This is a genomic window from Rhodoplanes sp. Z2-YC6860, assembly GCF_001579845.1.
Lineage (GTDB): Bacteria > Pseudomonadota > Alphaproteobacteria > Rhizobiales > Xanthobacteraceae > Z2-YC6860.
The window spans coordinates 3,947,841-3,972,960 of sequence record NZ_CP007440.1; the positions used below are offsets into that span (position 1 = coordinate 3,947,841).

The window sequence follows — 25,120 nt, forward strand, 5'->3', positions numbered from 1 at the left end:
GGGTGGGCGACTTATGATCGGATTGGTGCGCTTGGCGCTGCGCCGGCCATACACGATGGCTATCGCAGGCCTGCTGATTCTGTTGATGGGCTTCCTGTCGGCCCAGCGCATGGTCGTCGACATCTTTCCCAACATCGACATCCCGGTCGTCTACGTCGCCTGGAACTATCCCGGCCTGTCCGCCGAGGACATGGAACGGCGCGTGGTGCTGATCAGCGAGCGCGCCTACTCGACCACGGTCAATGGCATCGAGCGCATTGAATCGTTGTCGATCCCGGGTTTGGGCATCCTCAAGGTCTATTTCACGCAAGGCACCGACATCGGCGGCGCCATCGCGCAGATCAACGCGCAGAACAATTCGATCCTGCGCATCGCGCCGCCCGGCATCACGCCGCCGAATATGATCCGGTTCAATGCCTCGAACGTGCCGGTGGTGCAGGTCACGCTCAACAGCCGATCTCTCCCGGAGCAGCAGATCTTCGACTATGGTTTGAACTTCCTGCGCACCCGGCTGTTCACCATCCCGGGCCTGTCGATTCCAGCGCCCTATGGCGGCAAGCAGCGGCAGATCATCGTCGACGTCGATCCGGCGCGGTTGTCCTCCAAGGGCCTGTCGCAGATGGACGTGGTCAGCGCCTTGCAGACCACCAATGTGATCGTGCCGGCAGGGATCGCCCGGATCGGCGAGCGTGAATTCAACGTCAAGCTCAATTCCAGCCCGCAGTTTGTCGAGCAGTTCCAGGCCTTGCCGGTCGGCGTGCGCGACGGCATCGCCGTCATGCTGGGCGACGTCGCCAATGTCAGCGACAGCTTCGCAACCCAGCAGAATGCTGTCCGCATCAACGGTCAGCGCGCGAGCTATATGAGCATCCTGAAGAACTCGGATGCCTCGACCATTGCTGTGGTGCAGGCGATCCGCGACGTCCTGCCCGATATTCAGGCCACGGCGCCCGAAGGCCTCGACCTCAAGCTCGATTTCGATCAGTCGGTGTTCGTGCAGGGCGCGGTCGATAACATCGTCCACGAGGCCATTCTGTCGTCGATCCTGGTCTCGCTGATGATCCTGATCTTCCTCGGCAGCTGGCGGAATACGGTCATCGTCTCGCTGTCGATTCCGCTGTCGATCGCCGCGGGCGTCGCCGGGCTCTTCCTGACCGGACAGACCATCAATCTGATGACCCTCGGCGGGCTTGCCCTCGCCATTGGCCTCCTGGTCGACAACGCCACGGTGACGATCGAGAACATCCACCGCAACCAGACCCTCGGCAAGCCGCTGACCGTCGCGATCCTCGATGGCTCCAGCGAAGTGATCCAGCCATTGACGGTCGCGACGCTTGCGATCTGCATCGTGTTCTTCCCGGTGCTGCTGCTCACCGGCCCGTCGCGCTTCCTGTTCATTCCGCTTGCCATCACGGTGGTGCTGGCGATGCTGGCGTCCTACGTGCTGTCGTTCACCGTCATTCCCGCACTGGCGCGCTATCTGCTCAAGGATCACGACGATCACGCGCCGAAGGGCATCGGCGGCCGGTTCTCGGCGGCCTTCGACCGCGGCTTCGAGCGGGTGAAGAACGGCTACGGAAATCTGCTTGCGGTGGTGCTGGCGCGGCGTGGCTTCGTGCTTGGCTGCTTCGGCCTCGTGATCGTCATGACCGGCATGCTGGCTCCGGTGATCGGCACCGACTTCTTCCCGACCTCCGACGTCGGCATTCTCAAGATGCACATCCGCGCGGCGCGCGGCATGAGGCTCGAGGAAACCGAGAAGATCGTGGCGCGGGTCGAGGAGAGCATCCGCCAGATGATTCCGGCCAAGGAGCTCCGCACCATCAACGCCACCATCGGCCTGCCGTTCTCGCTCAATCTCGCCTTCGTGCCGAGCGACAACACCAGCGGCATGGATGCCGAGCTGCTCATCTCGCTCAACCATGGCCACAAGCCGACTGTGGAGTACCAGCGGCTCCTCCGCGACAAGCTCAACGCCGAGTTTCCGGGCAATCTGTTCTATTTCCAAACCGCCGATATCGTCAGCCAGGTGCTCAACTTCGGCCTGTCGGCGCCGATCGACATCCAGATCCAGGATTCCAACTTCGTGCGCGCCTATGCGACGGCACAGCGCATTCTGCGCTCCATCCAGAAGGTGCCGGGCGTGGTCGACCCGCGCATCGCGCAGGTGCTGGATTTCCCGACCATCCAGATCGACGTCGACCGCCAGCGCGCGGCACGGCTCGGTGTCGCGCAGCGCGACGTCGCCAACAACATGCTGACGTCGCTTGCGGGCAGCGCGCTGGTCGGGCCGACCTATTATTTGAACCCGCAGACCGGCGTGAACTACATCGTTGCGGTGCAGACGCCGGCCGACAAGATCAGCACCGTGCAGGACGTGATGAACCTGCCGGCCAACCCGGCGGCGCCGAACATCAATCCCAACATCCAGCCGACCACGCTGACCACGGTGCCGGCCTCGCCGGTGACACGCATTTCGGACATCGCATCGATGCGTCCGACCACCAGCATGCAGTCGATCAATCATTACACGGTGCAGCGGGTGGTCGACGTGCTGGCCAATGTCGACAGCCGCGACCTCGGCGGCACCGCCGCCGACATCAAGAAGATCATCGAGGAAGAGCAGAAGAACCTGCCGTCGACCGTGAAGCTCTTCCTGCGCGGTCAGAACGAGGTGATGGAAACCTCGTTCAAGAATCTCGGTTTCGGCCTGATCCTCGCGATCCTGCTGGTCTATGCGCTTCTGGTCGTGCTGTTCCAGTCCTGGGTCGATCCGTTCATCATCATGATGGCCGTGCCGGGCGCGCTGGTCGGCATCCTGTGGACGCTGGCGATGACCGGCACCACGATCAATGTCGCCTCGCTGATGGGCTCGATCATGTCGGTCGGCATCGCGGTGTCGAACTCGATCCTGGTGGTGAGCTTTGCCAATGACCTGCGCAGCCGCAATGACAGCCTCACCCCGATCGAGGCCGTGATCGAAGCGGGCAAGACCAGGCTTCGCCCGATCCTGATGACGGCGCTCGCCATGATCATCGGCATGATCCCGATGGCGCTGGCGCTTGGCGAGGCCGGCGAGCAGAACGCGCCGCTCGGCCGCGCCGTGATCGGCGGGCTCGCCTTCGCAACCATTGCCACGCTGGTTCTGGTGCCGGTGTTCTACACGCTGCTGCGGCGTCAGCCGCCGAGCTTGCACATGCTGGACAAGCGCTTCGAGGCGGAAGCCTCGGGCGCGTCGACTGGGGGATCCGCTCATGCCTGATGTTCAACCGGCGTCCGGCAAGGCGCGCGCGACGCGGCTCTACATCGCCGGCGGCGCCACCGTGCTGATCGCGGCCCTGGCGGTCGGCTATTTCCACTTCAGTCGCAGTTCCAGTGTCGCCACAGCCCGCGAGGCGCGGGGCAACGTCGTCAACCGCGGGCCACGGGTCGAGGTCGTCACACCGGTCCAGGGGCCGAAGGAGCGGACCGTGACGCTGCTCGCGGACGTGCGCTCGAATCAGTCGGCGACGCTCTACGCGAAGGTCAGCGGCTATGTGAAAACGCTGGAGGTGGATCGCGGCGACCGGGTCCAGGCCAATCAGATCGTCGCGGTGATCGAATCCCCCGAGATCGACCAGCAATACGCTGCCGCCGTCACCGACCTCGAACACAAGCGGCGCAATCTCGCGCGGTCGCAGGACCTGTTCGCCAAGGGCAACACCACCCAGGTGGCGATGCTGCAGTACGAGACCGACGCGCGCGTCGCCGAGGCCAACGTCAAAGGCCTCGAGACCATGAAGGGCTATCAGGTGATCCGAGCGCCGTTCGCCGGCCGCGTCACCCAGCGCTTCGTCGATCAGGGCGCGCTGGTCACCAACGCGCAGACCAACATGGTGAGCGCGCTGCCGCTTATGACGGTCTCAGACGACAGCCGGCTACGCGTCTATTGTTACGTCCAGCAGGCGGACGTGCCTTACGTCAACGTGGGCGACGTCGCCGAGGTGGTCGACGCCAGCAATCCGGAACGGAAGATGCAGGCCAAGATCAGCCGTATGACGGGCGAGCTCGAGACGCGGACTCGCACCATGCAGATCGAGGTCAACATCGACAACACCGAAGGCTTCCTGGTGGCTGGCAGCTTCGCCAACGTGACGCTGCACATCCCCATTCAGAGCTATCCGCAGATTCCGGTGAGCGGACTCCTGGTCCGCGGCAGCGAGACGCTGGTGGCGATGGTGGAAAATGACACCCTTCGCTACAAGCCGGTCCGGGTGGCCTCGACCGACGGCAACACCGTGACGGTGGCGGAGGGACTTCGGCAGGATGACCGCATTGCGATCAACCTGCCGGACGAGGTGACGGACGGCAGCAGGGTGCAGCCAGTCCTGAGGAAGCAGTAGGCGGCTGAGGCTTTGGTTTGGCGTTCAGCTCAGCCGCGGTTGCGCCACATCGCGCGACGCTGGCCGGTCGCGGCGGTGGTCGGCTGCGCCGACTTGTGGCGGAAGATGATGCGCCCGCGCGCCAGATCGTAGGGCGACATCTCGACGGTCACCCGATCGCCGACGCCGGTGCGGATGCGGAATTTGCGCATCTTGCCCGCCGTGTAGGCGAGGATCATGTGCTCGTTGTCGAGCTTCACCCGGAAATTGCCGTCCGGCAATTCCTCGGTCACTTCACCTTCAAATTCGAGCAGTTCTTCTTTGGCCATTGGGGACCTACTCCTCAGCGCGTCTGCATGAATGCCACATTTTGAAAATCGCTGCCAATGGGCTGCGTTGGCGCGATAGGACGTGGCGTCGCGCCGGGGTTGCCGGACCCGCCATTGTGCTGCGGGCGGTTCTGGCCTTGATGCGGCTTCTGGCCGTTGTTCGGCCGGTGGCCATTGGGGTTGGCGCCATGCGGCTTGTTGCCGTGATGCTTCTGCCCGTTGCGGCGGTTGCGGTTCTGACCCTCGCCCTGGGCCTGCTGGCCGTGGCCTTGGCGATGCCCGTTCTGCGAACGATGCCCGCCATTGTTGCCGTTGCGGCCCTGGTGCTGCTGCGGCCGCTGCTGTTGGGCGGGCTTGCCTTGCGCGGTGCTGCCGGTCGCGGGGATCGCCATGCGGATCAGCTTCTCGATGTCGCGCAGGTAGGGCAGTTCGTCATGCGAGCAGAGCGAGATCGCGACGCCATCGGCGCCGGCGCGCGCGGTGCGGCCGATGCGGTGGACGTAGCTCTCCGGCACGTTCGGCAGGTCGAAGTTGATGACGTGGCTCACGCCTTCGACGTCGATGCCGCGGGCCGCGATGTCGGTCGCCACCAGCGTGCGGATGCGGCCGTCGCGGAAGTCCTTGAGCGCGCGCGTCCGCTGGTTCTGCGACTTGTTGCCGTGAATCGCATCGGATGCGATGCCGTCCTTTTCGAGCCCACGGACCACCTTGTCGGCGCCGTGTTTGGTGCGGGTGAACACCAGCACGCGGTCGATCGGCTCCGCGCGCAGAAGATCGCTCAATGTCTTCTGCTTGGCGCCGCGGTCGAGATGGATGATGCGTTGCGCGATGCGCTCGACCGTGGTGGCGGCCGGCGTGACTGCGACTTTGGCCGGGTCTTTCAGCATGTGCCGGGCGAGCTCGGCGATGTCCGACGGCATGGTGGCGGAGAACAGCAGCGTCTGCCGCTCCTTGGGAAGCTTGGCGACAATCTTCCGGATGTCGTGGATGAAGCCCATGTCGAGCATGCGGTCGGCTTCGTCGAGAACGAAGAACTCGACCTTGTCGAGGATGATCGCGCGGCTCTTCGCGAGATCGAGCAGGCGGCCGGGCGTGGCGACCAGCACGTCGGTGCCGTGCGCCAGCTGGCGGACCTGCGGCCCCATGTTGACGCCGCCGATGGCGAGCGAGGTGTGCAGCCGCAGATGCCGGCCGTAGGTGCGGAAGCTGTCGAGGATCTGGCCCGAAAGCTCGCGCGTCGGGCTCAAGACCAGCACGCGGCAGGTCTTCGGCTGCGGACGGACGCGGTTGGCGGCGAGGTGATGGATGATCGGGAGCGCGAAGGCTGCGGTCTTGCCGGTGCCGGTCTGCGCGATGCCGATGACGTCGCGCTTGGCGAGCAGCAGCGGGATGGTCTGCGCCTGGATCGGAGTGGGGGTGACGTAGCCTTCTTCGATAAGGGAGCGGAGGATCGGCTCTGCGAGGCCGAATTCGTTAAAAGAGGTCAATCAATCGTCTTTCATATGCGGCCGCTCCGCCTAGCAAGACTTTGCGGGCGGACGCGAAACGCGGTGTCAAAAGACATCCCGCGTGGTCAGGGCTGCCGGTTCAAGAAATGTCGTGAAACAGGGCTGAAAATCGAAGCGCGGTTTGGTGCCAAGCACCTTGCGCCGTGATCATCTGACACGCGGCCCGGGGTCGATCCGAATCCGGATCGATGTTCCGACGGCCCCTAGATGGCAAATCGCTGTGTTGAATTCAAGGCGTAATTGGGCCGTCTGCTTAACGGAGCCTTGGCTGCCCAGGTCCCGGCCATGCGTGGAACATGCCTGGAAATTGAGTCCTGAGCGCAACACGGCGGAGCCGAATAATGCCTGAAACCCAACTTTTGTTGACATAACAGCGGTCTACGCCAAGCATCCTCACACGACTCTGGATGATTCGTAATTGCGTGCGTGCTGGCCGCTCCCATTGTGAGTGGCATCAGCTTGGTTCTGCGTACGCCGGAGAAAACCCAATCTCCCTATCAACTCCCCCCGGAGGAGACACCCGAATGCGACTTGTGATTTCCGCGATTCATCAGAAAGGCGGCGTCGGCAAAACCACTCTGTCGGTGAGCCTCGCTGGAGAGCTTGCCAAGCGCGGCTACGACACCTTGCTGGTCGACGCCGATCCAACGGAATCCGCGCAGGCCTGGGCCAAGGCCGGCAAGCTTGATTTCAACGTGGTCGGATATCCGGTGATGCCCGGGCAGACCGAGGCTTGGGCGGAATCGATCAGCAAGCTTGAATCGGAAGTTTTCGTCATCGATTGCGGCCCGAACGACTATTCGCTCGCCGCGGCTTGCGCCCTGACCGACGTGGCGCTGCTGCCGTGCAGCGCTTCCGGTCTCGACCTTGACGGCACGGTGCGGGCGCTGCGCCAGATCGAGGCCTTGCGTGCGCAACGCCGCACGCCGCTGAACGTGCTGGTGGTGCCGACCCGCGTCGACGGCCGCACCATCGAAGGGCGGCAGCTCGTCGAGCAATTGCGGTCGCTGGGCGAAATCGTCACCCGTCCGCTGACCAGCCGCGTCGACTATGTGCGGGCCTTCACGGCCGGCCTCGCGGTCCACGCCTTTGCATCGAACGGCGAAGCCGATCAGGAGATCAGGGCGCTGGCCGATCAGGTGCTCGACAGCGTGGCGATGCGCAGTGCGGCCTGACGGCAGCGGCGAGCATCCCAGAAAATCGAAACGGCGCCGTGTCATGACACGGCGCCGTTTGTTTTTACGACAGAGCGCCGGTCGTTATTGAGGGGTTCCCATCGAACGGGGGGCAGATGAAAGCGAAAACGTCGACTTGGTGGACGCCGTGCGTTCGTTCATCGCGGCCCGCATGCGGTCGACGGCTTGCCGGCACTCACGGACCATCGGGTCGCGCGTGCTCAGCTTATACAATTTCACCTTGGCCTTGATCGCCTGATACCGGTTCTCGATGACGGTCGGCACGCCCTCGCGGTTGGCTAATTCCATGCACTCTGGAGGAACCGAGACTGGAAAGATGCTTTCGGCGGCGGCGGGTAGGCTCAAGCTCAATGTCAGGGCCGCAGCAGTCATCAGTCGCATTTCATCTCCGTATCGACCGTTGAAAGGCACGCTCTCCATGCGAGCCGCTTGCCTAATCACGGTGCGTGAATCGAGGGGGATGCCAGCGTGTAGCACGGAACTGTGGTCGCATCGCGACCTGGATGTGGCGTGGTTACTTTGTCTGGCTCAGTGTCTTTGCAGCAACTTTGAGCGAAACCGCTCACCTGTTGAGGACCGCCTCGAACAGCGCGCCGACGTCGGGCGCCACCGCCTCCGCTCCGGCCCTGACCAGATCTGCCTGGCCAAAGCCGCCGGTCAGCAGGCCGACGGCCCGTGTGCCAACTTGGCACGCTGCGGACATGTCGTAGGGCGTATCGCCGATCATGACGGCGTCGCGCGGTGCCGCACCAAGCTCCTTCAGCGCCAGATCGATGACGTCGGGATGCGGCTTGCCGTGACGCACCTCATCACCGGAGCCGCATGCATCGACCATCCCGCGGATGCCCGTGAGCGCGACATACCGGTCGACCTCGTCACGGCTGGAGTCGGTCGCGAGCCCGATCGATTTGCCGGCGCTGCGGAGCCATCTGAAAAGCTCGGCTACCCGGGGGAAGGGCTGCACCTGCTGGAGATATTGCGATCGATAGCGCTCGCCCTGGCTTTTCAGAATCCGGCTTTTGACATCGTCGGTGAGGTCGGGAAACAAACGGGAGAGAAGGTCGCCCCCATCCATGCCAGACAGCGGCTGGAGGGTTTCCACGGTGACCTTGCGCCCGAATTCAGCGAGCGTCTCCGTCCAGCACTTCAATGTCAGGGGAACGGCGTCGACCAGCGTGCCTTCGATATCGAACAGAACGACCTGCGCCTCGATCAGCGGCCGCGCTGCCTGGGCCGGTGCGTCGGGTGTTGGGAATACGGCCAGATCGTCGGCTTGCGGCTTCATTGCATCCAACAAAACCTTCCATGGTCAGCGCGAGTTCCGTGGAAGCGCGCCGCAATTGGAATCGCGGCGCCGCTTGACTATCTCGGCCTTGATCCGGCGCTATCAACGCCGGACGTTCGGGATTCGCATGACGAGACGGACGGGAAGCGCCGATCTGCCGCTGCATGGCGGCCGCGTGCCACCTTGGCTTGCGGCGCGCATGGCCGCGCTCGGCGCGGTGATCTGTCAGGCGATCATCCATCACTACGGCCGCGACGAATTTCTGCGGCGGCTCTCGCATCCGTTCTGGTTCCAGTCGTTCGGCGCCGTCATGGGCATGGACTGGCACTCGTCGGGCATCACGACGAGCGTCATCGGCGCGCTGAAGCGTGGGCTCGGCCCGCTGTCCCATGAACTGGGCCTGCATGTCTGCGGCGGTCGCGGCAACCAATCGCGGCGCACGCCGGCAGAGCTGACGGCGCTCGGCGAACGCATCGGCTTCGACGGCGAAGCGCTGACCCGCACCAGCCGCCTCGTGGCCAAGGTCGACAGCGCCGCCGTGCAGGACGGCTTCGATCTCTACCTGCATGGCTTCATTGTTGCCGATGACGGCAAATGGACCGTGGTGCAGCAGGGCATGAACGGCGAGCGGCGGCAGGCGCGCCGCTATCACTGGCATTCCGAAGGACTCGACAGCTTCGTCGAAGAGCCCCACGCGGCCATCGACGGGCCGGAGCAGGGCGAGATCATCAACCTGACCGACCGGCGAGCAGCACCTTCGCGCAGTGCGCAGCTCGATCTGCTGGCTGGCTTGGGGCCGGATCGCATCGTCTCGGAGCTGGCGCGACTGGAGGATCCGCCCGCGCAGGGATTTCTGCCGCATCTCATCATGCCCGCGCATCACGATGTCCGCGCCAAGGACGTGGTGCTTCGCAGGCTCCACGGCACGCTCGCGGCCGCCGCCGACCGCGGGCCTGCCGATTTCGCCGAGCTTCTGCTGGTGCCCGGCGTCGGCGCCCGCACCGTGGAATCGCTCGCCATGGTGGCCGAGGTGGTGCATGGCGCGCCGTGCCGGTTCAGCGATCCGGCGCGGTTCTCACTCGCCCACGGCGGCAAGGACCGGCATCCCTATCCGGTGCCGCTGCGCGTCTATGACGAAACCATCAGCGTTCTGAAATCGGCGGTGCACAAAGCGAGGCTCGGCCGCGAGGAGGAACTCGCGGCCCTTAAGCGGCTGGACGACCAGGCCCGGCAGCTGGAGACGTTCGCCAGCGGGCCGTCGTTCGATGCCCATGTGGCGCGGGAGCGCGACCGCTCGCCGGATTACGACGGGCGCTCGGTGTTCGGCTGGGAGGCCAACTTGAGGGGAGCAAAAGACCGGAGCGCCTGAAGCGAGAACAGCGCGGCCGCGCCGCCTTTGGCATCGGGCTTCGATGGACTTCCCAAAAAGAGGTGGACCGCCGCGAGTTGCCTCAAAATCCGCTCGGAGGGCAGCTCCACGCGGCGCGACGGCCCGAGCGGTATTTAGGAAGCCTTCGATGGTTTGGCAGCCCTCTCGGCTTGCAAACATTTGGGCGAAAAGCCGCGGAACGTGAGGCCAAACGTCATGGCCGTGTCGCATTCCCGGAGGAGGGCTCGCGGGCAGTTCCGGCAGGGCCGGGCTTCGATCCGGACCGCGTGGCAGCCATGGCCGCACGTCGATTCGCAACCGTTCCAGCCGGTTCTGAAAGCGGCAGTCCCGAACGAGCCGGCGGCGGCTGGCGCTCACAGAGCTGATCGCCGAGACTGGCCGCGCAGCGGCGAGGTTTCGGCTCATGGCATCACGCAGGAAATTGGATTTCGTCAGGCGGACAATCTCCCGCCGCGGCGCTGCGCGGCTGGCGGTCGGCGCTTTGGCGCTGCCGGCGATTTTGCGCTGCGCGCGAGCCAACACTTATCCGGTGCGGCCCGTACGCATCATCATCGGCTTTGCTGCCGGCGGCTCGACCGACGTCACAGGCCGGTTGATCGCGCAGTGGTTGTCGGAGCGGCTCGGCCAGCCCTTCGTGGTTGAGAACCGGCCAGGTGCAGGAACCAACATCGGCACCGAAGCGGTGATCAACGCGCCGGCCGACGGCACAACGCTGCTGTTCGTCACACCGGCGAACGCCATCAACGCCACGCTCTATGACAAGCTGCCGTTCAACTTCATCCGCGACATCGAGCCGGTCTGCGGCATCATGCGGGTGCCGAACGTGATGCAGGTGCATCCGACGTTTCCGGCAAAGACAGTGGCGGAATTGATCGCATATGCGAAAGCCAATCCGGGCAAGATCAGTCACGCCTCGGCAGGCATCGGCAGCAGCAGTCATCTGGCGGGCGAGTTGTTCAAGGTGATGACCGGCATCGAAGCCGTTCACGTGCCGTATCGCGGCAACGCGCCGGCGCTCACCGACCTGCTGGCCGGGCAAGTGCAACTCGGCTTCGAGAGCATGCCATCGTCGGTCGAATACATCCGCTCCGGCCGGATGCGTGCGCTGGGGCTGAGCACGGCGAAGCGCTCGCAGGCGCTGCCGGATGTCCCGACGATTGGCGAGACTGTGCCGGGCTATGAGTCGAGCCCGTTCTATGGCATCGGCGCGCCGAAGGGCACGCCATCGGAAATCGTCACGCTGCTCAACCGTGAGATCAATGCCGGCCTCGCAGATCCGAACCTCAACGCACGGTTCGCCGACCTCGGCGGCATGATGTTGCCGGGCTCGGCTGCGGACTTCGGCAGGCTCATTGCCGACGAGACCGAGAAGTGGGCCGGGGTGATCCGGACCGCCAACATCAAGACGCAATAGCGCCGCGCGCCGCACACGCCGTCCGGAGCCGCTTTTTGCAACGCAGGCATGACAACATCGCCACGCGACATTGTTCCCTGGTTATATTCAATGGTATATAGCGATCCCAGAAACATATCGTTCCAGGGAGCAGGTCATGAGCGAGAACGACACTAAGTTTTATATCGACGGCGCCTGGGTCGAGCCGGCCGTTCCCGAGCTCTTCGATGTGATCAACCCGGCAACCGAAGAGGTCGCGGGGCAGATCAGCCTCGGCTCGGGCAAAGACGTCAATCGCGCGGTCATGGCCGCGCGCAAGGCCTTTCCGGCCTTCTCGGCGACCAGCCGCGACGAGCGGCTCGACCTGCTGCAGCGGATCATCAAGCGCTATGAGGAGCGCAGCAGCGAGCTTTCGCAGGCGATGACGGCCGAGATGGGCTCGCCGATCACCTTTTCCAACGAGGTGCAGACCGTCAACGCGCTCGGCCACTTCAAGGAGATGGTCGACGTCCTGAAATCTTACGAATTCGAACGCTTCATGGGCGGCACGCTGATCCGCCGCGAGGCGATCGGCGTCTGCGGCTTGATCACGCCATGGAACTGGCCGCTGAACCAGGTGACCTCGAAGCTCGCGCCGGCGCTGGCGGCCGGCTGCACCGTGGTGTTGAAGCCGAGCGAAATCGCGCCGCTCAGCACCATTCTGCTGATGGAGGTCCTGCATGATGCGGGCGTGCCGAAGGGCGTGGTCAACCTCGTCAACGGCGACGGTCCGGGTGTCGGCGCCGCCATCTCCAAACACCCGGACATCGACATGGTGTCGTTCACCGGCTCGACCCGCGCCGGCATTCTGATCGCGAAGGCCGCGGCGAAGACGGTGAAGCGCGTGACGCAGGAGCTCGGCGGCAAGTCGCCGAACATCATTCTCGGTGGCGTCGATCTCGCCAAGGCGGTGCCGGCCGGTGTGCTGCGCTGCTACACCAACACCGGGCAGTCGTGTCAGGCGCCGACCCGCATGCTGATCCACAAGTCGCAGCGCGACGAAGCGGTGGCGCTCGCCAAGAAGACCGCCGAGCAGGTCAAGCTCGGCGATCCGCTCGATCCGGCGACCCAGATGGGACCGCTGGTCAGCAAAGCGCAGTTCGACAAGGTGCAGGGCCTGATCGAGAAGGGCATCCAGGAGGGCGCAACGCTCGTGACCGGCGGGCCGGGGCGACCTGCGGGCTTCAACCGCGGTTACTTCGTCCGGCCGACCGTATTCGCCGACGTCACGCCGAACATGACCATCGCCAAGGAGGAAATCTTCGGCCCGGTGCTGTCGATGATGACCTATGGCACCGAGGATCAGGCCATCAAGATGGCCAACAAGACGAGCTACGGTCTTGCCGGCTACGTCCAGGCTGGCGATATCGCCGACGCGCGCCGGGTCGCGACGAAAATTCGCGCAGGCCGCATCTATCTCAATGGCGCGCCGGCGAACCAGAGCGTGCCGTTCGGCGGTTACAAACAGTCAGGAAACGGCCGCGAGCACGGCGTGTTCGGCCTCGAAGAGTATCTCGAGGTGAAGGCCGTGCTGGGCTACCAGACGGCGTGAGACACGGACGCAAGGGCGGGGCTACTCACCGGAGATGACGCGCACGATCATCAGCAGCGGTCTGACGACGTGCGACGCGACGGAAGACGGCCAGATCATCCGTCTGGATTTTCTGGACAAGGCCGGAGAGCCGGTGTCCGTCGCGTTGCCGTTCCGGCAGGCCGCATCAGTGATGATGACGCTGCCGGGGCTGTTATCGAAAGCGCTCCGGCAGCAGACCCGGAACGACATATCGCGCTACGTCTTTTCGCTCGGCCGATGGTCGATCGAGAGCAGCGAACAGTCTTGTCTGATCATGACGCTTGCCACCGACGACGGTTTCGAGGTGTCGTTCGGCATTCCGTTCGAGACCTGCCGCGCGATGGGCTGGGCGCTGAAGGATGAGGGCCGCAAAGCGCTGTCCGATGGCGCGGGCGACGACCCGTCCGCGCTCAATTGAACCAAGCGCTGCGCGTTACTCGGCCGCCTGCGGTGCGGCGTTCGGGAATTCGCTCTTCGGCCAGCTCAGGCCGTAGTGCTCGCGCAGTGTCTTGCCCTCGTAAGCGGTGCGGAACAGTCCCCGTTTCTGCAGGATCGGCACCACCTCGGCGCTGAACACGTCGAGCTGCGCCGGCAGGATCGGCGGCATGATGTTGAAGCCGTCGGCTGCGCCGTCGGTGAACCAGTCTTCAAGAAGGTCGGCGGCCTGCTCGGGCGTGCCCGCGAAAGTGAAGTGCCCGCGTGCGCCGGCAAGATAGGCGAGGAGCTGCCGCAGCGTCGGCTGTTCGCGTTTAACGAACCCCAGGATCACTTCGGTGCGGCTGCGTGCCGCCTGCACGGTGGCGGGATCGGGGAAGTCCGCCGGCGTCAGCGGCCGGTCGAGCGGCAGATGCGTGAAGTCGTGGCCGCCGAAGCGGCCGGACAAACGCTTGCGCCCCACCTCCACATCGGAAAGCTCGTTGATCTCCTGCGACATCCGCCGCGCCTCTGCTTCGGTCGAGGCAATCATTGGGCTGAAGCCCGGCAGGATGTGCACCTGGTTCGGATCGCGGCCTTCTTCCTTCACCAGCGATTTGAGATCGGCGTAGAACGCCTGCGCCGTCGTCTTCTCCATATGCGCGGTGAACACCGCCTCGGCGTGACGCGCGGCGAATCTTCGCCCGACATCGGACGATCCGGCCTGCACCAGCACCGGGCGTCCTTGAGGCGTGCGCGGCAGGTTGAGCGGCCCCGCCACTTCGTAATGCTCGCCCTTGTGGTTGATCGGCCGGATGCGGTTCGCCTTGGCGTAGAGCCCGCCGGCGCGGTCGTCGACCACCGCGTCCTCGGCCCAGCTGTCCCACAGGCCCTTGACCACCGTCATGAACTCTTCGCCTTGCTCGTAGCGATCCGAATGGCTCACCTGGCCCGAGCCGCCGTAGTTGCGAGCTGCGGTCGCGAGCCACGACGTCACGATGTTCCAGCCGACGCGGCCGTTGCTGATGTGGTCGAGCGCGCCGAACTGCCGCGCCAGGTTGAACGGCTCGGTGTAGGTCGTGGAGCAGGTGGCGATCAGGCCGATGCGGGTCGTGACCGGCGCGATCGCGGCAAGCACCGTGATCGGCTCGAGCCAGGAGCGCGCCGCCTGCGAGGCGTCGTCGCCGAGCGCCAACTGATCGGCGAGGAAGATGGAATCGAACAGGGCCTTTTCGGCGCGCTGTGCCAGGTCCTGGTAATAGCGGATGTCGGTCAGCGGCAGCGGCGAGGCGAGGGGGTGCCGCCACGACGCTTCGTGATGGCCGCGGCTGTGGATGAACAGATTGAGATGCATTTGCCGCTTCGTCATGGTGTCGTCCTCGACTTGCAGTCGTTTCTTTTGATCCGGTCGCACAGCATAGCAAACCTCACGCTTCCTCTCATGCGCCCGACGGCGCATGCAGCGCGACGCTGCTCGCCTTCGCGAAGTGTTCGTAACCGACCGTGTGGGCGACAAGCGCATCGGTGTCGATGGCCGGCCGGAAGCCCGCAGGCACCATCAGCTGGCCGTCGACGAACCGCAGTGGCTCGGCAAACAGCCGCACCTTCGGCTTGAGGAATCCGTTGAACTCGCCGGCGTTGTGAATGGTCACGCGGGCGACGCAGGCCTCCATCCAGCAGCCAAGCTCGGCGCCAAGGCCGTCGCCCAGCACCGACTCCATGCCGTTCCGGCTCACCGCGTCGAGCGCCTCGCGCAGCAGATCGAGGCCGCCGAAGCGCTTCAGTTTGAGCTTGCACAGTCCGACGTTCGGGATGGCGGCGGCGCGCTCGACGTCGGCAAGCTCGCAGATCGGCTCGTCGAGCATGACCGGAACCGTGGACACCTTGGCGACATTGGCGTTGGCGTCCCAGTCTTCGGCGAGGCATGGCTGTTCGAACAATTCGATACCCGAAGGATCGAGCGCTGCCGCAAAGCGGCAGGCGTCGCTCTCGGAAAAGGCGCGGTTGGCATCGATCCGCATGGTGGCGCGGCCGTTGATCGCGCGCTGGATCGCCTTGACGCGGCGAATGTCGTCGTCGGCATCCTTGCCGACCTTGATCTTGAAGGTGCGGAAGCCTTCGCCGAGCCGCCGTTCAACCTCGTCCTCGATGTCTTTTGGAGCCGAGCCGTTGAACGGTGTCAGCAGCGGCAGGCGGACGTCGCGATCGATCTTGAGCAGCGGATGATCTTCGAGCATCTCGATGGCAGTCAGAAGGGCGGTGGCCGCGACCTTGCTTGCGCCCATATGGGCCGCAATGATCGCCTTGGCCTCGCGGGTGTCCTTGCCGATCACAGCCGCAGCGTGTTCCCGGCAAAACGCCCAGCCGCCGTCGCGGGTCTCGCGGCTCGATCCCGGAGAGATATGGCCTTCGCCCCAGCCGATCCGGCCGTCGGCATCGCGCACCTCGACGATGATCGGCTCGAACTCGGTGAAGGTCCGGTACGACAGCACGTAAGGCCGGATGAGGGGCAGGCGGACCGTGCGCAGCGTCAGCGTGTGGAGCTTCATCGATCGACCTCAACGTCCGCTCGGGTCATGTCCCGCCTCAAAGCTGCACGCCGCTCGCCTTGATCGGTCCGGACCACTTCTTGATTTCCTCGGCGACGAATTTGGCGAGATATTCCGGTGTCATGCGATCGGGCCCGACGAGGTCGGAGCCGATCGCCTTCAGCCGCTCCTGCATGGCGGGCGTGCTGACCGCGGCGACGGCTGCGGCGTTGAGCTTGCGCACGATCGCATCCGGCGTGGCCCGGGGCAGGAACAGCGCGTACCAGCTCGGAATGTCGAAGCCGGTCAGGCCTTGCTCGTCGGCGGTCGGCACATCCGGCAGGCCAGGCGAGCGCTTCTTGCTCAAGGTCGCGATCGCTGTCACGGATTGCCCGGTGATCTGCGGGATCGCAGTCGGCACGCTCGGGCATTGGTAATCGATGCGGCCGGCGATCAGGTCCTGCATGGCCTGGCCGCCGCCTCGATAGGGCACGTGCGTGACGTTGATGCCGATCGCCATGTTCAGCAGCACGCAGGCCAGATGATTGGAACCGCCGAGACCTGCCGAGGCGTATTGCAGCTTCGTCTGGTTCGCTTTGGTGTAGGCGATGAACTCCTGCAGGTTGTTTGCCGGGAAGTCCTTGCGCGTCACCAGGACCAGCGCCTGGTCCATGATCAGCGCCACCGGCGCGAAATCGTTGAGCGCATCATAGAGCGGGGCCTTGTAGAGCGTCTGGTTCTGCGCGTGCGTGCCGACATTGCCGAGCACGAACTGGTAGCCGTCGGGAGGAGCCTTGGCGACGCGGTTCGTGCCCGTCATGCCGCCGGCGCCGCCGACATTTTCCACGATCACCGACTGGCGCAGCTGTGCACCCAGCCCCTCGGCGACAATTCGCGCGATGGCGTCGGTCGAGCCGCCGGCCGCAAATGGTGCAACCATGGTCAAAGGCCGGTTCGGCCAGTCCTCGGCCTACAGCGGCGTCGCGAGCGCCGCGAAAGAAGCGAGCGCGCTGACGAACTTCGCGATGAATGCAACAGCAGACGTATCAAGTCGCAACATGGTCATTCATTCCCGGCGCACCACTGTAGCTCCACCACGCCTGCGTGGAAACGGACCGGCTGCCATGCAAACGGACGAAATTCGCGTGTTCAATCGTGAATCCGGAATGTGTGCTTGCTCGCCGCCGCAAATTGCGGTGCACTTGCCGTGATCGAGGCCAGCCGTTGACCTGAACAACAGCGGCGTCCTTGGGTCGGTAGGAAAACACCCATGGTGGCAGACGCGAGCGGACTCGCGGCCCGGCTGGGCCGTGCATTGGCGAGCTGGTGGCGCATCGGCGCGGTCACGACAGCTCTCGTCGCTCTGCTGCTGCCACGCGACGGCCTCGCCGAAACCTATCCGGACCGCACCATCAACTACATCGTCCCGAGCTCCCCCGGCAGTTCGCCCGATATCGTCGGACGGATCATGGCGGAGGCGCTCGGCAAGATTCTCGGCCAGCCGGTCGTGGTGCTCAACCGCGCAGGAGCGGGCGGAACGATCGCCGCGGCGGCGACAGCCAAGGCACCGGCCGACGGCTACACGCTGCTGCAGGCCAACACCAATCATTCGTTCAGCCAGACCCTCTACAAAAACCTCAGCTACAATCTGGAAAAGGACTTCAGCCCGATCGGGCGCTTCGCGTCGGCCTTCTATATTATCCTTGCGCACCCAAAGCTCGGCGTCAGGACGCTGAAAGAGCTGATGGCCAAAGCAAAGGCCGAGCCCGGCAAGTTGAACTACGCGTCGGGCGGTGTCGGAGCCGCGACCTTCATTGTCGCCGAGGTGTTCAAGGCGCAGGCGCAGCTCGACATGGTGCATGTACCCTACAACGGCGGCGGGCCGGCGCTCGCTTCGATCCTCTCAGGCGTCACCGACATCTACGGATCGCCCTATGCGACCGCGAAGCCTTTCGTCGACGATGGCAAGCTCATAGGCCTTGCGATCACCTCGGCACATCGGATTCCGTATCTTCCGGACATTCCAACCGTCGCCGAAACGCTTCCGGGCTACGACGTGACGACGTGGTACGGCGTGATGGTTCCGGCTGACACGCCGCGCACGGTTCGCGACCGGCTGCAGGCCGCCGTCCGCGAGGCCGTCAATGCGCCGGAGACGAAAAAGCGTTTCGAGGAGCTCGGCTATGTCGGGATCACGGATACGCCCGATACATTCGCCAAGTTCCTCCATGAAGACATTGCCAACATGGCCAACCTGATCCGGCAATATAATCTCAAGCCCGAGTGAGACTTTCGCTTCGCACTCCCATCAATTCTGGAATCTCATGGACAAGAAAATCGCGGTTCTCGGCACCGGCGCGAATGGCAGCTGCGTCGCCGCAGACCTCACCAACGCCGGCCTCGATGTCGTGCTGATCGACCAATGGCCGGCTCACGTCGAAGCGATGCGCGCCAATGGTCTCCACGTTACGCTCCGGCAAGGTGAGATCCACGCCAAGGTGCGGGCTTATCATCTCTGCGAGCTGGCCTCGATGCGCCAGGCGTTCGATCTCGTGCTGCTCGTGACCAAGGCCTACGACACACGCTGGCATGCCGAGCTGATCAAGCCTTATCTCAAGCCTGACGGCTTCCTGATTGGACTGCAGAACGCGATGACAGCCGGGATCATCGCCGATGTGGTTGGCTCGTCGCGTACGCTCGGCTGCGTGCCGGAGCTGTCGTCCTATTGCTTCGTGCCGGGCGAAATCAAACGCAACACGGCGCCCGACCGGACGTGGTTTGCGCTCGGAAGCTTCCATCCTTCGACCGATGGCCGCGTCGAGGAGGTGGCGTCCGTGCTTCGCCACGCCGGGAAGGTCGAAGTCACGCCGCACATCCTTGCGGCGAAATACATGAAGCTCGTGCTGAACTCGATGACGCTCGGCACCATCGCCATGACCGGCGGGGAGCTCGCCGACAAGCAGCCCGAGGGCATGCAGGACCTGATGATGCAGCTTGGTTCTGAAGCCTTGAAGATCGGCGAGGCGCTCGGCCATCCCGTCGTGCCGATCTTCGGCCTGACCCAGGCCGAGATCGAGGGCACCAACAACCTGCTGATGAAGCTCGTCGACAAGGTCAATCACGACATCGGCCCGGGCCGCGGCGCCAACACCACGCTGCAGGACCACATGAAAGGCAGGCTCAGCGAGATCGACCTGATCAATGGCTTCGTGGTCGAGGAGGGGAGAAAGCGCGGGATCGCCACGCCCGCGAACGAGACGCTGGTCGAGATGACGCGGCGGATCTACGCAGGAGAGCTCAAGCCCGATCGCGCCAATCTTGCTGCAGCGCTTGCACTGCTGAAATCGAAATTGCCCCCGACGTAGCCCGGGCTTGTCGGATATTAGGTTTAAGTTCTTGGGCTAGGTCCAAACGTCGCATGGAATGTTCTGAGCGGCCCGTTTCGCTTGTGTTCATCCGACCTTAGGTACCTTGATCGGAACCAAAACAGGGGTGCTCACAATGACTCGCGTGGCTTTGTTTTCTGTGTGCGCTGCGGCGGCCGTCGTGGCGTCATCGCCGGCGGAAGCCCGCGATGGTTGCGGCCGTGGCTGGTATTTCAATGGCGCGGTTTGCGTCCAGCAAGGAGCCGGCCCCAGGCCAAGCTACGGCTATCTGCCGCAGCAGCCGCGGCGCTACGACGTCGGTCCCGGCATGTACCGTGGCAGCGGTGAGGTGTACCGCGGCCGCGACAGGCAGATGCATTGCTCCAATCCGAGATTCACGGTGCAAGACGGCATATGCAAGCCGTATCGGGGCGGCTGACAACGGGGTCTTTCCGATCTGAGAATTTCGGCGATTGGATCGGGTGTCGTTCAATCGAACGAAGACGCCCGGTCCACGGGTGTGAGATGATCGTCGCGCCGCTCGGGCCTCAGGACTTCGGCGGATTCAAAAGGCGACAGGCGAAAGCTCGAACAGCGATCGTCCCGCACGCAACAAGGGCGCATCTTGACCAGGTCCCAAGCGATGGAATTCGCCCAGCGTTGGGTCGCTGCCTGGAATCGACGGGATGTCGATGCCGTGCTGGCGCACTACGTCGAGGACGCGACCTTCATCAGCCCCAAAGCGCAGAACTTCGTCGGCACCACGACGATCCGCGGCAAGAAGGCCCTCGAGCATTATTGGCGAACGGCTTCGGCAAAACTCCACACCTTGGAGTTCACCCTCGAACGGATCGCCTGGGACGGCGAGAGCAGGGAGCTCGTCGTCTTCTACGAAGCCAATCTGAATGGCACCAAAACCCGCACTTGCGAGGCCATGAGGTTTGACGATCGCGGCCGGCAGGTTTCGGGAGAGGCGCTGTACGGCGCGACCGTTTAGCGCGCCGGCCAGCCGAGGTGCGGGCTATTTGGCCGCTGATGCTGAAGACGTGACCGTTGGCGCGCCAACGCGCACAGTCGACACCGCAACGGATTTGCGGTTAGCTTCGCCAGTCGGAAATTTGTGTCGTCACGCAAGCCAACCGAACCTCCTGGTGGTTTTTCATGCTGGCTCCTCGCTTTTCGTTCGCAACGATCCTGGCCGTCGTTTCGCTCGGCGTTGCGGCAGTCCTTCCCGGTCAGGCGCTCGCGCAAGACCTCATCAAGGTCGGTGCGCCGCTTCCTCTCACAGGACCGCTCTCTCCTGAGGGGTTGAAACAGAAGCGTGGATACGACCTGTGGGCCGAGGCCGCCAATGCCAAGGGCATCAAGGCCGGCGGCAAGACCTACAAGGTCGAGATCGTCTACGCCGACTATGCGTCGAACACGCCGCGGGCCGTGCAGACCGCCGAGCGGATGATCACCGAAGACAAGGTGCAGTTCCTGTTCGCGCCGTTCGGTTCGGGAGCCACCAAGGCGGTGAGTGCGATCTCCGAGAAGTATCAAATCCCGATGCTGGCGCCCTCGGCATCGTCGCAGGAGATTTTCGACCAGCATTTCAAATACATTTTTGCGACGCTCACCGGCAACGAGACCGTTTCGGTGCCGATCGCAAAGCTCGTCGCCGCCAAGAACAAGGACATCAAAAAGGTCGCCGTGCTGGCCCGCAACGATCTGTTTCCGCTCGCCGTCGCGCAGGAGTTCGAGAAGGCCGTGAAGGCGGAAGGCATGGAGGTCGTCGTGTCGGAGCGCTACGCGATTGGCGCGATGGATCACTCCGCCGCGATCACCAAGATGCGTGCGGCGAATCCCGACTGGGTCTATGCCTCCGGCTACATCAACGATCTGATGCTGATCCGGCGGCAGATGAATGATCTGGGGCTGAAAGCCCCGGTGATCACCGAGATTGCCGGTCCGGCTTATGGCGAATTCGCCAAGACCATGGGTCCGCTGGCCGAGAACATCACCAGCATGTCCTGGTGGCATCCGGCCGTGCGCTACAAGGGCCCGGACGTTTTCGGCTCCACCGAAGCCTTCAACGCGGCGTTCGCAAAAAAGAACAACGGCGCCGAGGCCGACTACGTCGAAGCGGGCTCGGCAGCATGCGGCGCGATCCTGCAGATGGCGATCGAAAAGGCCGGCACGGTCGATCCGGTCAAGGTGCGAGACGCGATTGCCGCAACCGACGTCGAGACCTTCTACGGACGTGTCCGGTTCAACGCGGACGGGCAGATCAACTCGCTTGAGCCGCCGGTCTTCCAGCTCGTTGGCGGCAAGCCGGTCATCCTGTGGCCCGATGCCATCAAGTCCGGCGAAATCCGCTTCATGCCCAAATGATCTGCAGAGGCGATTTTCGGCATGAGCGTTGAGGTTTCCCGTTCGGCAGCGAGGCCGTCGGGCCGTTCAGGGTCATGATCTACCTCCAGATCGCCGCGAATGGACTGGTGCTCGGCGGCCTCTACGCCTGCATCGCGGTTGGCTTTTCGCTGGTCTGGGGCGTGCTCAACGTCATCAACATCCTGCACGGCTCGTTCATCGTGCTGGGCTCTTACGTGGCTTACTTCGGCTATGTTCATCTCGGCATTCACCCGTTCGTGTCGACGGTGATCGCCGGCGTGGTTCTGTATGCGTTGGGCTATCTGCTGCAGGCCGGCATCATCAATCGGGTCATTGCCGCGCCGGTTCTCATCACGCTGACGCTGACATTCGGCCTGGATCTCGTCCTGAACAATGCGATGCTGCTCGCGTTCACCGCCGACTACCAGGCGGTCAATCTGGAGCATCCGCTTGGCACGCTTCAGCTTGGCCCCATATTCCTGCCCGGCGACCGCGTTGCCGCGATGGTGCTGGCACTCCTGCTGACCTTGCTGCTCTACCGGCTGCTGCGCGACAGCCGCATCGGCCGCGCCATCGTTGCGGTGCGGATGGACCGCGAGGCGGCGGCGTTGATGGGGGTCCATGTGCCGCGCATCAACGCGGTGACCTTTGCCATCGGCGCGTTCATGGCGGGCGCGGCCGGCGCGTTGCTCAGCATCATCTTTCCGATCTCGCCGCTCAACGGCCCGTTGTTTCTCGGCAAGGCGTTCGTTGTCTGCGTGCTCGGCGGCCTCGGCAGCGTGCCGGGCGCCATGCTGGGCGGGCTGCTCCTCGGGATCATCGAAAGCTTCACGTCGTTCTGGTTCGGCCCCGAGCGCGCGGTCACGATTTCGTTCGCGCTGCTTCTGGTGCTGCTGTTCGTGCGCCCGAGCGGTCTGATGGGCAGGCGGGGTTACGAATGAGGGCCTGGCTCATCCTGGCCGCGATCGTCCTGGCAGTTGCACTGCTGCCTCTTGCGGGCAGCAATTACTTTCTGCGCCTCGCGACCACGGTCTGCATGTACGCGGTGCTGGCGCAATCCTGGAATTTCATCGGCGGTCTTGCCGGCTATCCGTCGTTCGCGACGGCGGCATTCTTCGGGCTGGGAGCCTACGCGTCGGCGATCCTGCTGGCGAACGGCGCACCGCTGCCGGTCGCCTGGGCCGGAGCCGGATTGGTGGCGGTGGCGTTTGCCGCGCTGATCGGCGGAGCCATCCTGCACCTGCGCGGGCATTACTTCGCCATTGCGAGTCTGATCGTCGCCGAGATGCTGCGCGAGCTCGTCAACAGCATGCCGGATTTCACCGGCGGCGGGAAAGGCATGAACCTTCCGATCCTGCGCATCTCGGTGGCAGCGGAAGCGCAATTCTTTTTCTACGCCATGCTGGGATTGGCGGCGGTCTGCGCCGCGACCGCCATCGTCGTTCACCGCAACAAGCTCGGTTTTGGTCTGCGCTGCATTCAACAGAACGAAGATGCCGCCAACATGCTCGGCGTGAACACCTACGCCTACAAAACCGCGGCACTGTCGTTGTCGGCGGTCTATGTCGGCATCGCCGGTGCGATCTATGCGTCGTGGGTGAAGTACATCGAGCCGCCGGATGTGTTCGACGTTCTGCTTGCGCTCAAACCGATGGTGATGGTGCTGCTCGGCGGGCTCGGCACGATTTTCGGTCCGGCCATCGGAGCGGTGCTTCTTCTCGCTTTCGAAGAGCTGGTGTCGCGCAACTTCCTCACCATCCATGCCGCGGCGCTCGGCATCATCATCGTGGTGCTGATCCTGTTCCTGCCGAATGGGCTTCTCTCCACGTTGCGCAGCTGGATGCCCCACAAGGAGCAGGCCACGTGACGGCGCTGCTCACCCTCGACAACGTGTCCCGGCGGTTCGGCGGGCTGAAGGCCGTCGATGACGTCAGCTTCTCGGTAGACAAAGGCGAGATCGTCGGACTGATCGGCCCCAACGGCGCGGGCAAGACCACGCTGATCAACATTATCACCGGCGTTCACCCGGCAACGTCGGGCCGGGTGCATTTCGAAGATGCCGATATCACCCGCGCCAAGCCCCATCAGATCGCGCAGCGCGGTCTCGCGCGCACGTTCCAGATCGTGCAGCCGTTTCCCCGCATGACGGTGGTCGAGAATGTCGCGGCTGGCGCGTTGTTTTGCGGGCATGCCCATGGCGTCCGCGAGGCGCAGGAGATCGCCCGCGAACATCTCGCCTTCACCGGGCTGACCGACGTGGCCGACCGTCCGGCGTCGTCGCTGACGCTGGCGCGGCGCAAGCGGCTGGAGCTCGCCAAGGGGCTCGCCATGCGGCCGCGCCTCCTGATGCTCGACGAGGTCAATGCCGGCCTCAACCAGACCGAGGTCGACGACGCCCTGGCGATCATCCGCAAGATCGCCGAGCAGGGCGTCACCATCCTGGTGATCGAGCACCTGATGAAGGTCGTGCTGTCGGTCTCGCATCGGCTGCTGGTGCTTCACCACGGTCAGTTGATCGCGCAGGGCACGCCGCGTGAGGTGGTGAGCGATCAGCGCGTGATCGAGGCCTATCTCGGCGCCAAGTACGCCGCGCAGCGGGGAGCGGTGCATTGAGCGACATGCAGCAGAAGCTTTCGGTGACGGCTCTCCAGGCCGGCTACGGCGACGTGCGCGTGCTGTGGGATATCAGCCTCGATGTCGGACCGGCGGAGCTTGTCTGCATCGTCGGCTCCAACGGCGCCGGCAAGACCACGCTGATGCGCTGCCTTTCGGGGCTGCTCAAGGTCTCTGCCGGCAGCATCGTCGTGGACGGCAAGCCGATGCAGGGGGCGTCACCCGCCGATTTCGTGCGCGCCGGCATCGCCCACGTGCCGGAGGGGCGCCGCCTGTTCTCGGCGATGAGCGTTCGCGACAACCTTCTGATGGGCGCCTATCTGCGGACCGACAAGGCGGCGATCGCCGCCGACCTCGAGCGCGTCTATGCGATGTTTCCGATCCTCGCCACGCGCCGCAACCAGGACGCCGGCACGATGTCCGGCGGCGAGCAGCAGATGTGCGCGATCGGGCGTGGCCTGATGGCTGCGCCGAGCCTGCTTCTGGTCGACGAACTCTCGCTCGGGCTCGCGCCGCGCGCCGTGGAGCTGCTCACCGAAAGCCTGCGCGCGGTCAACAAGTCCGGCGTGGCCGTCCTGCTCGTGGAGCAGGACGTCATGAACGCGCTGGAGCTTGCTGACCGGGCCTATGTGGTCGATCATGGGCGCGTCGTGAAATCGGGGCCGGCCATGAGCCTCGTCAACGATCCCGCCATCCGCGAGGCCTATATGGGCCTGTCTTAAAGCCAAGAGCCTGTCTTAAAGCCAAGAGTGC

At 64.3% G+C, this 25,120-nt stretch carries 24 protein-coding genes; 17 read left to right on the forward strand and 7 right to left on the reverse strand.

Annotated elements, in window-relative coordinates; all coding sequences use genetic code 11:
* Positions 1–13 precede the first annotated feature (13 nt).
* Entirely contained in the window at positions 14–3,262 is a 3,249-nt protein-coding gene (locus tag RHPLAN_RS18215; RefSeq protein ID WP_257730486.1) for an efflux RND transporter permease subunit, read from the forward strand.
* Complete coding sequence (locus RHPLAN_RS18220) at positions 3,255–4,382, forward strand: efflux RND transporter periplasmic adaptor subunit (protein ID WP_068020526.1); 1,128 nt, start codon at positions 3,255–3,257, stop codon at positions 4,380–4,382. The genes RHPLAN_RS18215 and RHPLAN_RS18220 overlap by 8 nt, the downstream gene beginning before the upstream one ends.
* 29 nt (positions 4,383–4,411) lie before the next feature.
* Here RHPLAN_RS18220 and infA read toward each other — a convergent pair whose 3' ends face one another.
* Together infA and RHPLAN_RS18230 are read right to left on the reverse strand one after the other, a co-directional pair.
* The gene (infA, locus tag RHPLAN_RS18225) at positions 4,412–4,690 is read right to left on the reverse strand and encodes a translation initiation factor IF-1 (RefSeq protein WP_068020528.1); all 279 of its coding nucleotides are present in this window, start codon (positions 4,688–4,690) and stop codon (positions 4,412–4,414) included.
* Positions 4,691–4,704: 14 nt separating this feature from the next.
* Positions 4,705–6,177 (reverse strand): DEAD/DEAH box helicase, encoded by a 1,473-nt coding sequence (locus RHPLAN_RS18230; RefSeq protein WP_084245129.1) that lies wholly within the window; start codon positions 6,175–6,177, stop codon positions 4,705–4,707.
* Positions 6,178–6,722: 545 nt separating this feature from the next.
* Between RHPLAN_RS18230 and RHPLAN_RS18235 the strand changes: the two genes are divergently transcribed.
* Positions 6,723–7,373, forward strand: coding sequence for a nucleotide-binding protein (locus RHPLAN_RS18235; protein ID WP_068020530.1), 651 nt, complete (start codon positions 6,723–6,725; stop codon positions 7,371–7,373).
* Between the two features lie 84 nt (positions 7,374–7,457).
* Here RHPLAN_RS18235 and RHPLAN_RS18240 read toward each other — a convergent pair whose 3' ends face one another.
* Positions 7,458–7,775: a hypothetical protein gene (locus RHPLAN_RS18240; protein ID WP_157100330.1), complete on the reverse strand. Its 318-nt coding sequence runs from the start codon at positions 7,773–7,775 to the stop codon at positions 7,458–7,460.
* Between the two features lie 181 nt (positions 7,776–7,956).
* The gene (locus RHPLAN_RS18245) at positions 7,957–8,679 is read right to left on the reverse strand and encodes an HAD family hydrolase (protein ID WP_084245133.1); all 723 of its coding nucleotides are present in this window, start codon (positions 8,677–8,679) and stop codon (positions 7,957–7,959) included.
* 127 nt (positions 8,680–8,806) lie between these two features.
* On the opposite strand from RHPLAN_RS18245, the gene RHPLAN_RS18250 reads away from it, so the two are divergent.
* The 4 genes from RHPLAN_RS18250 (at position 8,807) to RHPLAN_RS18265 (ending at position 13,492) form a co-directional block, all read left to right on the forward strand.
* Complete coding sequence (locus tag RHPLAN_RS18250; protein WP_068031447.1) at positions 8,807–10,048, forward strand: DUF763 domain-containing protein; 1,242 nt, start codon at positions 8,807–8,809, stop codon at positions 10,046–10,048.
* A 424-nt stretch (positions 10,049–10,472) separates the two neighbouring features.
* Complete coding sequence (locus tag RHPLAN_RS18255; protein WP_084245135.1) at positions 10,473–11,483, forward strand: Bug family tripartite tricarboxylate transporter substrate binding protein; 1,011 nt, start codon at positions 10,473–10,475, stop codon at positions 11,481–11,483.
* A 136-nt stretch (positions 11,484–11,619) separates the two neighbouring features.
* Positions 11,620–13,053 (forward strand): aldehyde dehydrogenase family protein, encoded by a 1,434-nt coding sequence (locus RHPLAN_RS18260; RefSeq protein WP_068020533.1) that lies wholly within the window; start codon positions 11,620–11,622, stop codon positions 13,051–13,053.
* 34 nt (positions 13,054–13,087) lie between these two features.
* Positions 13,088–13,492 (forward strand): hypothetical protein, encoded by a 405-nt coding sequence (locus tag RHPLAN_RS18265; RefSeq protein ID WP_068020534.1) that lies wholly within the window; start codon positions 13,088–13,090, stop codon positions 13,490–13,492.
* Positions 13,493–13,507: 15 nt separating this feature from the next.
* Here RHPLAN_RS18265 and RHPLAN_RS18270 read toward each other — a convergent pair whose 3' ends face one another.
* The 3 genes from RHPLAN_RS18270 to RHPLAN_RS18280 form a co-directional block, all read right to left on the reverse strand.
* Positions 13,508–14,857, reverse strand: coding sequence for an LLM class flavin-dependent oxidoreductase (locus RHPLAN_RS18270; RefSeq protein WP_084246559.1), 1,350 nt, complete (start codon positions 14,855–14,857; stop codon positions 13,508–13,510).
* A gap of 70 nt (positions 14,858–14,927) precedes the next feature.
* Entirely contained in the window at positions 14,928–16,037 is a 1,110-nt protein-coding gene (locus RHPLAN_RS18275) for a mandelate racemase/muconate lactonizing enzyme family protein (RefSeq protein ID WP_068020535.1), read from the reverse strand.
* A 37-nt stretch (positions 16,038–16,074) separates the two neighbouring features.
* Positions 16,075–16,956 carry a Bug family tripartite tricarboxylate transporter substrate binding protein gene (locus RHPLAN_RS18280; RefSeq protein WP_068020536.1) on the reverse strand — a complete coding sequence of 294 codons (882 nt, stop codon included), beginning with the start codon at positions 16,954–16,956 and terminating at the stop codon, positions 16,075–16,077.
* Between RHPLAN_RS18280 and RHPLAN_RS39445 the strand changes: the two genes are divergently transcribed.
* The 10 genes from RHPLAN_RS39445 to RHPLAN_RS18325 all read left to right on the forward strand — a co-directional run bounded on the left by RHPLAN_RS39445 (position 16,955) and on the right by RHPLAN_RS18325 (position 25,089).
* Positions 16,955–17,227: a hypothetical protein gene (locus tag RHPLAN_RS39445; RefSeq protein ID WP_157100332.1), complete on the forward strand. Its 273-nt coding sequence runs from the start codon at positions 16,955–16,957 to the stop codon at positions 17,225–17,227. The genes RHPLAN_RS18280 and RHPLAN_RS39445 overlap by 2 nt on opposite strands.
* A gap of 59 nt (positions 17,228–17,286) precedes the next feature.
* On the forward strand, positions 17,287–18,303 hold the full coding sequence (locus RHPLAN_RS18285; RefSeq protein WP_068020537.1) for a Bug family tripartite tricarboxylate transporter substrate binding protein: 1,017 nt from the start codon (positions 17,287–17,289) through the stop codon (positions 18,301–18,303).
* Between the two features lie 37 nt (positions 18,304–18,340).
* The gene (locus tag RHPLAN_RS18290) at positions 18,341–19,381 is read left to right on the forward strand and encodes a ketopantoate reductase family protein (protein ID WP_068020539.1); all 1,041 of its coding nucleotides are present in this window, start codon (positions 18,341–18,343) and stop codon (positions 19,379–19,381) included.
* 181 nt (positions 19,382–19,562) lie between these two features.
* On the forward strand, positions 19,563–19,820 hold the full coding sequence (locus tag RHPLAN_RS18295; RefSeq protein WP_157100333.1) for a hypothetical protein: 258 nt from the start codon (positions 19,563–19,565) through the stop codon (positions 19,818–19,820).
* A 186-nt stretch (positions 19,821–20,006) separates the two neighbouring features.
* Positions 20,007–20,378 (forward strand): nuclear transport factor 2 family protein, encoded by a 372-nt coding sequence (locus RHPLAN_RS18300; RefSeq protein WP_237180174.1) that lies wholly within the window; start codon positions 20,007–20,009, stop codon positions 20,376–20,378.
* A 164-nt stretch (positions 20,379–20,542) separates the two neighbouring features.
* Positions 20,543–21,754 carry an amino acid ABC transporter substrate-binding protein gene (locus tag RHPLAN_RS18305; protein ID WP_068020546.1) on the forward strand — a complete coding sequence of 404 codons (1,212 nt, stop codon included), beginning with the start codon at positions 20,543–20,545 and terminating at the stop codon, positions 21,752–21,754.
* A 74-nt stretch (positions 21,755–21,828) separates the two neighbouring features.
* A complete protein-coding gene (locus tag RHPLAN_RS18310; protein ID WP_068020548.1) occupies positions 21,829–22,695 on the forward strand; it encodes a branched-chain amino acid ABC transporter permease in 867 nt (288 codons plus the stop codon).
* Positions 22,692–23,621, forward strand: coding sequence for a branched-chain amino acid ABC transporter permease (locus RHPLAN_RS18315; protein ID WP_068020550.1), 930 nt, complete (start codon positions 22,692–22,694; stop codon positions 23,619–23,621). The genes RHPLAN_RS18310 and RHPLAN_RS18315 overlap by 4 nt, the downstream gene beginning before the upstream one ends.
* Positions 23,618–24,367: an ABC transporter ATP-binding protein gene (locus RHPLAN_RS18320; RefSeq protein WP_068020552.1), complete on the forward strand. Its 750-nt coding sequence runs from the start codon at positions 23,618–23,620 to the stop codon at positions 24,365–24,367. Before RHPLAN_RS18315 ends, RHPLAN_RS18320 begins: the two co-directional genes overlap by 4 nt.
* A gap of 5 nt (positions 24,368–24,372) precedes the next feature.
* Positions 24,373–25,089, forward strand: a complete 717-nt coding sequence (locus RHPLAN_RS18325) for an ABC transporter ATP-binding protein (RefSeq protein ID WP_068020554.1) — start codon at positions 24,373–24,375, stop codon at positions 25,087–25,089.
* Positions 25,090–25,120 lie beyond the last annotated feature (31 nt).

Bases quoted from the DNA above. Each gene is read 5' to 3' on its own strand.
- RHPLAN_RS18215 (WP_257730486.1), top strand. From the start codon at position 14: ATGATCGGATTGGTGCGCTTGGCGCTGCGCCGGCCATACACGATGGCT.
- RHPLAN_RS18220 (WP_068020526.1), top strand. From the start codon at position 3,255: ATGCCTGATGTTCAACCGGCGTCCGGCAAGGCGCGCGCGACGCGGCTC.
- infA (WP_068020528.1), bottom strand. From the start codon at position 4,690: ATGGCCAAAGAAGAACTGCTCGAATTTGAAGGTGAAGTGACCGAGGAA.
- RHPLAN_RS18235 (WP_068020530.1), top strand. From the start codon at position 6,723: ATGCGACTTGTGATTTCCGCGATTCATCAGAAAGGCGGCGTCGGCAAA.
- RHPLAN_RS18240 (WP_157100330.1), bottom strand. From the start codon at position 7,775: ATGCGACTGATGACTGCTGCGGCCCTGACATTGAGCTTGAGCCTACCC.
- RHPLAN_RS18245 (WP_084245133.1), bottom strand. From the start codon at position 8,679: ATGAAGCCGCAAGCCGACGATCTGGCCGTATTCCCAACACCCGACGCA.
- RHPLAN_RS18250 (WP_068031447.1), top strand. From the start codon at position 8,807: ATGACGAGACGGACGGGAAGCGCCGATCTGCCGCTGCATGGCGGCCGC.
- RHPLAN_RS18255 (WP_084245135.1), top strand. From the start codon at position 10,473: ATGGCATCACGCAGGAAATTGGATTTCGTCAGGCGGACAATCTCCCGC.
- RHPLAN_RS18260 (WP_068020533.1), top strand. From the start codon at position 11,620: ATGAGCGAGAACGACACTAAGTTTTATATCGACGGCGCCTGGGTCGAG.
- RHPLAN_RS18265 (WP_068020534.1), top strand. From the start codon at position 13,088: ATGACGCGCACGATCATCAGCAGCGGTCTGACGACGTGCGACGCGACG.
- RHPLAN_RS18270 (WP_084246559.1), bottom strand. From the start codon at position 14,857: ATGACGAAGCGGCAAATGCATCTCAATCTGTTCATCCACAGCCGCGGC.
- RHPLAN_RS18275 (WP_068020535.1), bottom strand. From the start codon at position 16,037: ATGAAGCTCCACACGCTGACGCTGCGCACGGTCCGCCTGCCCCTCATC.
- RHPLAN_RS39445 (WP_157100332.1), top strand. From the start codon at position 16,955: ATGGTCAAAGGCCGGTTCGGCCAGTCCTCGGCCTACAGCGGCGTCGCG.
- RHPLAN_RS18280 (WP_068020536.1), bottom strand. From the start codon at position 16,956: ATGGTTGCACCATTTGCGGCCGGCGGCTCGACCGACGCCATCGCGCGA.
- RHPLAN_RS18285 (WP_068020537.1), top strand. From the start codon at position 17,287: ATGGTGGCAGACGCGAGCGGACTCGCGGCCCGGCTGGGCCGTGCATTG.
- RHPLAN_RS18290 (WP_068020539.1), top strand. From the start codon at position 18,341: ATGGACAAGAAAATCGCGGTTCTCGGCACCGGCGCGAATGGCAGCTGC.
- RHPLAN_RS18305 (WP_068020546.1), top strand. From the start codon at position 20,543: ATGCTGGCTCCTCGCTTTTCGTTCGCAACGATCCTGGCCGTCGTTTCG.
- RHPLAN_RS18310 (WP_068020548.1), top strand. From the start codon at position 21,829: ATGATCTACCTCCAGATCGCCGCGAATGGACTGGTGCTCGGCGGCCTC.
- RHPLAN_RS18315 (WP_068020550.1), top strand. From the start codon at position 22,692: ATGAGGGCCTGGCTCATCCTGGCCGCGATCGTCCTGGCAGTTGCACTG.
- RHPLAN_RS18325 (WP_068020554.1), top strand. From the start codon at position 24,373: ATGCAGCAGAAGCTTTCGGTGACGGCTCTCCAGGCCGGCTACGGCGAC.